Below are 4,441 nucleotides of genomic sequence, written 5' to 3'. Positions count from 1 at the left end.
GGTGGCTTGGGATCAGCCTGGAACCTTTTTCAGCATTTCCAGACCGACTTTGCCTGCGGCAATTTCGCGCAGTGCAGTCACTGCGGGCTTGTTTTTGCTCTCGATGCGGGGGGCGTGGCCTTGGCTGAGCATGCGGGCGCGGTAAGTGGCTGCCAGCACGAGCTGAAAACGGTTGGGGATCTGCTCAAGGCAGTCTTCTACGGTGATGCGGGCCATGGTTTCTCCGGGGGATTCAGGGAATATTGAGCGACTCGAAGGTGGCGGCTCTGGTGCGGCGCTGGGCTGCATACCGCAAGCGCTGGGCGTGGACGATGGCTTTGAGATCGAAAACCGCCCGCTCAAATAACTCGTTGATTATAACGAAGTCGAATTTATGGGCCTGGGCCATTTCTTCGCTGGCGTTTTTCAGCCGCATTTCGATCACATCGGTGGGGTCTTCGCCACGGCGTTCCAGGCGCGAACGCAATTCTTCCCAGCTGGGCGGCAGAATGAAGATCAGCACTGCATTGGCAAACGCCTGGGTGATTTGCAAGGCGCCCTGGTAGTCGATTTCCAGGATCACATCGGCGCCTTGGGCGATGCGGTCTTCAATGGCTTTTTTCGAGGTGCCGTAGCGCTGTCCATGCACATGGGCCCACTCGACAAACGCGTTGCCAGCGACCATGGCGTCGAACTCGGGCTGCGACGTGAAAAAGTAATCGCGCCCGTGTTTTTCCTGGCCGCGTGGTGCGCGCGTGGTGTGCGACACCGAGAGCTGTAACTGGGAGTCGATTTCCAGCAAGGCCTTGACCAGGCTGGACTTTCCTGCGCCACTGGGGGCGGCGACTACAAACAAATTTCCGGGGTAATCCATATGGGGTGTGCGCCAGGCGCTATGAAAATGAAAGCGTTATTCGATGTTCTGCACCTGCTCGCGCATCTGTTCGATCAACACTTTCATGTCCACGCTGATGCGCGTGAGTTCCAGCGCTGCCGACTTGGAGCCCAGCGTGTTGGCCTCGCGGTGCAGTTCCTGGATCAGAAAGTCCAGACGCTTGCCGATTTCGCCGCCTTGCTGGAGCAGGCGCTCGATTTCATCGATATGCGATTGCAGGCGCGTGACCTCTTCGGCCACGTCGATGCGGATGGCAAACGCGGTGGCCTCTGACAGGGCGCGGTCTTGTGCAGCCTCGGGGGTGGCGCTGCCTTCGGCCAGCCCCATGGCCTCTTTCCAGCGCTCCATGAAGCGCTGGCGCTGTTGTTCTACCAGGCGCGGCACCAGTGGCACCGCTTGCAGTGTAAGGGCACGCAACTGGCCGAGCCGGTCGTGCAGCATGGTCGCCAGGCGCTCGCCTTCCTGTGCGCGCGCCTGGAGCATGGATTCCAGTGCCTGCCGTGCCAGGGTCTGGGCCACTTCGCTCCAGTCTTCCTGGGTGGAATGGGTGTTGGCGCACAGCCGTACCACTTCTGCCACGCTCAAGGGCGCTGCGTTGGGCAGCCAGGACTGCACCACATCTTGCAGCGATCCCAGGCGTTGCAACAGGCGTGGGGTCAGGTCGGGTAGGGTGCTGGCGTCGCTGCTGTCCAGTGCGGCACGCACCTCGACTTTGCCGCGGCGGATCTTTTGTGTGACCAGGGCCCGCAGGGCGGGCTCCAGCGGGCGCAGCTCATCGGGAAGGCGAAAGCTCAGGTCCAGAAAACGGCTGTTGACCGAGCGGATTTCCAGCCCCAAACGGCGGCTGGCCGGGTGTCCGGCTTCGGCCGACGTACTCCCTTGGGAGGTGCCCAGCTGCGCGCTGGCGTATCCGGTCATGCTGTAAACTGGCATTAGACTTTTGGTGGTTGCTTGCAATCTGCGGATTATCCGGGTTCTGCCGCACCTTCCAATTTTCCCTGAAAAATATGTCAAAAATCAAACCGGCACCGCTGCCGCCCGATACCGCCATTGGTGGATACCGTGTGATACGCCGTTTGGCGGCCGGTGGTTTCGGGGTGGTCTATCTCGCAGTGGATGGCGATGGCCAGAAGGTGGCCATCAAAGAATATCTGCCCTCCTCGCTGGCCACGCGCTCGCCCGGCGAGCTGGCACCCAAGGTGCCTCCCGAAAAGCTGTCTTTGTACCGACTGGGCCTGAAAAGCTTTTTTGAAGAAGGTCGGGCGCTGGCGCAGATTTCGCACGCTTCGGTGGTCAGCGTGCTCAACTTCTTCCGCGAAAACGAAACCGTGTACATGGTGATGAACTACCTGGAAGGCGCGTCCTTGCAGGATTTCATCGTCACCGCGCGCGACCTCAAGACGCAGAAGGTGTTTCGCGAGTCCACCATCCGCTCGTTGTTTGACGAGGTACTGCGCGGCTTGCGCATTGTTCACCAGCACAAGATGCTGCACTTGGACATCAAGCCGGCCAACATTTTCATCACCGATGACAACAAGGCGGTGTTGATTGATTTTGGCGCTGCGCGCGAGGTGCTCTCCAAAGAGGGCAACTTCATCCGCCCCATGTACACGCCCGGTTTTGCCGCGCCCGAGATGTACCGGCGCGATTCCTCCATGGGGCCCTGGACCGACATCTACGCCATTGGCGCCTGCATTTACGCCAGCATGCAGGGTTTTCCGCCCACCGAGGCGCCGCAGCGCCAGGAAAAAGACCGGCTCTCGCTGTCGCTGGCCAAGCTGCGCGGCGTGTATTCCGACAACCTCATCGAAGTGGTCGAGTGGTGCATGGCGCTGGACCCGCTGTCGCGTCCGCAGTCGGTGTTTGCGCTGCAAAAAGAGCTCTCGCGCGAGGGCGAGCGCCGCTACACCAAGCTGACGGTGGCCGAGAAAATGCGCATGCAGCTCGATTCGCTGGTGACCGATACCCGCAAAAATGTGCAGAAAATGGGTGAAGCCACCGGCATTGGGGCCAAACCATCATGAAGTTCTCGGTATTCCAGATCAGTCGGCGCGGTGGCCGCCAGAAAAACGAAGACCGCATGGGGTATTGCTATACCCGTGAGGCCGGGCTGTTCGTGCTGGCCGATGGCATGGGCGGGCATCCCGAGGGCGAAGTGGCGGCGCAAATTGCGCTGCAAACCGTTTCGGCCATGTTCCAGCGCCAGGCCAAACCGGTGCTCAAGGACGTGCAGGAGTTCTTGTCGTCGGCGCTGCTGGCCGCGCACCACCAGATTTTGCGCTACGCCACCGACAAAGCCATGCTCGATTCGCCCCGCACCACCTTGGTCGTGGCGGTGCTGCAAGGTGGCAGCGCCACCTGGATTCACTGTGGCGATTCGCGCCTGTATATGGTGCGTGGCACTGAGCTGCTGACGCGCACGCGCGATCACTCGTACCTGGAGCTGCGCAATGCGCCGCCGCCGGGGCTGGAGCGCATCAACCGCAACGTGCTTTTTACCTGCCTGGGCTCGCCCACCAAGCCCATCTACGACATGACCGGCCCGGTGCCGCTGGAGCAGGGCGACCGCATTTTGCTGTGCTCCGATGGCCTGTGGGGCTCGGTGGACGATGTGGAAATTGCCCGCCAGCTGGTGCGCTTGCCGGTGTCGCAGTCGGTGCCCGAGCTGGTGGAAGACGCCCTGCGCAAGGCTGGCGCCAACAGCGACAACGTGACCGTGGTGGCGCTGGAGTGGGAGACGCCCGATGCGTTCGAGTCCACCCAGGGCGTGTCCACCGACAGCCTGCACGACGACATATTTGCCTCCACCATCCAGGCCGGCCCCATCGACGGCCTGGTCGATGATCTGGACGACGAGGCCATCGAGCGCTCGATTGCCGAGATCAACGAAGCCATTCGCCGCTCGGCAGCGCGCAAGGCCTGAGTTCACTGCCTTTCGCGTCCAGCGGCCGTGGGCGGCCCGCCGCCACCCCAGGCGCCGCAGCCTTGCGGTGGTCACCATTACTATCAAATAAATAGCTGTCAGCGCTTGCTGCGTAAGCGCTAGAAGGGATTTTGACCATGAAAATCGTATTGGCATCCAACAACCAGGGCAAGCTGGCCGAATTGCAGGCCCTGTTCGCGCCGCTGGGCGTGGAGCTGATCCGCCAGGGCGATCTGTTTCAGGGCGAGGCCGAGGAGCCGCACTGCACGTTTGTTGAAAACGCCCTGGCCAAAGCCCGTTTTGCCGCCGCGCGCACCGGCCTGCCCGCGCTGGCCGACGACGCCGGTATCTGCGTGGACGCCTTTGGCGGCCTGCCCGGCGTGGACACCGCCCACTACTGCACCCAGTTCGGTTACGACAAAAGCGACGCCAACAACGTGCGCGCACTGCTCGAACAAATGCAGGGCACCGACAACCGCCGCGCCGCCATGGTCAGCACGCTGGTGGCGGTGCGCAACCCGCAAGACCCCGAGCCCCTGATTGCCGTGGGCCGCGTGGCGGGCGAGATTTTGCGCACCCCGCGCGGCGACGGCGGCTTTGGTTTTGACCCGGTGATGTTCCTGCCCGAATTCGGCAAAACCTTT

At 62.0% G+C, this 4,441-nt stretch carries 6 protein-coding genes; 3 read left to right on the top strand and 3 right to left on the bottom strand.

Annotation, left to right across the window (positions count from 1 at the left end):
• Positions 1–12: 12 nt before the first annotated feature.
• Genes rpoZ through PHX69_RS15415 form a run of 3 tightly spaced genes read right to left on the bottom strand, consistent with a single transcriptional unit; the run spans position 13 to position 1,792 of the window.
• Positions 13–216: a DNA-directed RNA polymerase subunit omega gene (rpoZ, locus tag PHX69_RS15425; protein ID WP_119012882.1), complete on the bottom strand. Its 204-nt coding sequence runs from the start codon at positions 214–216 to the stop codon at positions 13–15.
• A gap of 16 nt (positions 217–232) precedes the next feature.
• Complete coding sequence (gmk, locus tag PHX69_RS15420; protein ID WP_119012881.1) at positions 233–853, bottom strand: guanylate kinase; 621 nt, start codon at positions 851–853, stop codon at positions 233–235.
• A 36-nt stretch (positions 854–889) separates the two neighbouring features.
• Complete coding sequence (locus tag PHX69_RS15415; protein WP_288044915.1) at positions 890–1,792, bottom strand: YicC/YloC family endoribonuclease; 903 nt, start codon at positions 1,790–1,792, stop codon at positions 890–892.
• A gap of 89 nt (positions 1,793–1,881) precedes the next feature.
• On the opposite strand from PHX69_RS15415, the gene PHX69_RS15410 reads away from it, so the two are divergent.
• The 3 genes from PHX69_RS15410 to PHX69_RS15400 form a co-directional block, all read left to right on the top strand.
• Positions 1,882–2,898 carry a serine/threonine protein kinase gene (locus PHX69_RS15410; protein WP_119012879.1) on the top strand — a complete coding sequence of 339 codons (1,017 nt, stop codon included), beginning with the start codon at positions 1,882–1,884 and terminating at the stop codon, positions 2,896–2,898.
• Positions 2,895–3,797: a PP2C family protein-serine/threonine phosphatase gene (locus tag PHX69_RS15405; RefSeq protein ID WP_288044913.1), complete on the top strand. Its 903-nt coding sequence runs from the start codon at positions 2,895–2,897 to the stop codon at positions 3,795–3,797. Before PHX69_RS15410 ends, PHX69_RS15405 begins: the two co-directional genes overlap by 4 nt.
• 137 nt (positions 3,798–3,934) lie before the next feature.
• Positions 3,935–4,441: non-canonical purine NTP pyrophosphatase (locus PHX69_RS15400; protein WP_288044911.1), on the top strand; the 507-nt coding region annotated here is incomplete at its 3' end.

Source organism: Simplicispira sp., from assembly GCF_028687295.1.
In the GTDB taxonomy this organism is placed as follows: domain Bacteria; phylum Pseudomonadota; class Gammaproteobacteria; order Burkholderiales; family Burkholderiaceae_C; genus Simplicispira; species Simplicispira metamorpha.
Note: the sequence above shows the minus strand (reverse complement) of the source record. Positions and strands in the feature narration are given on the sequence as shown.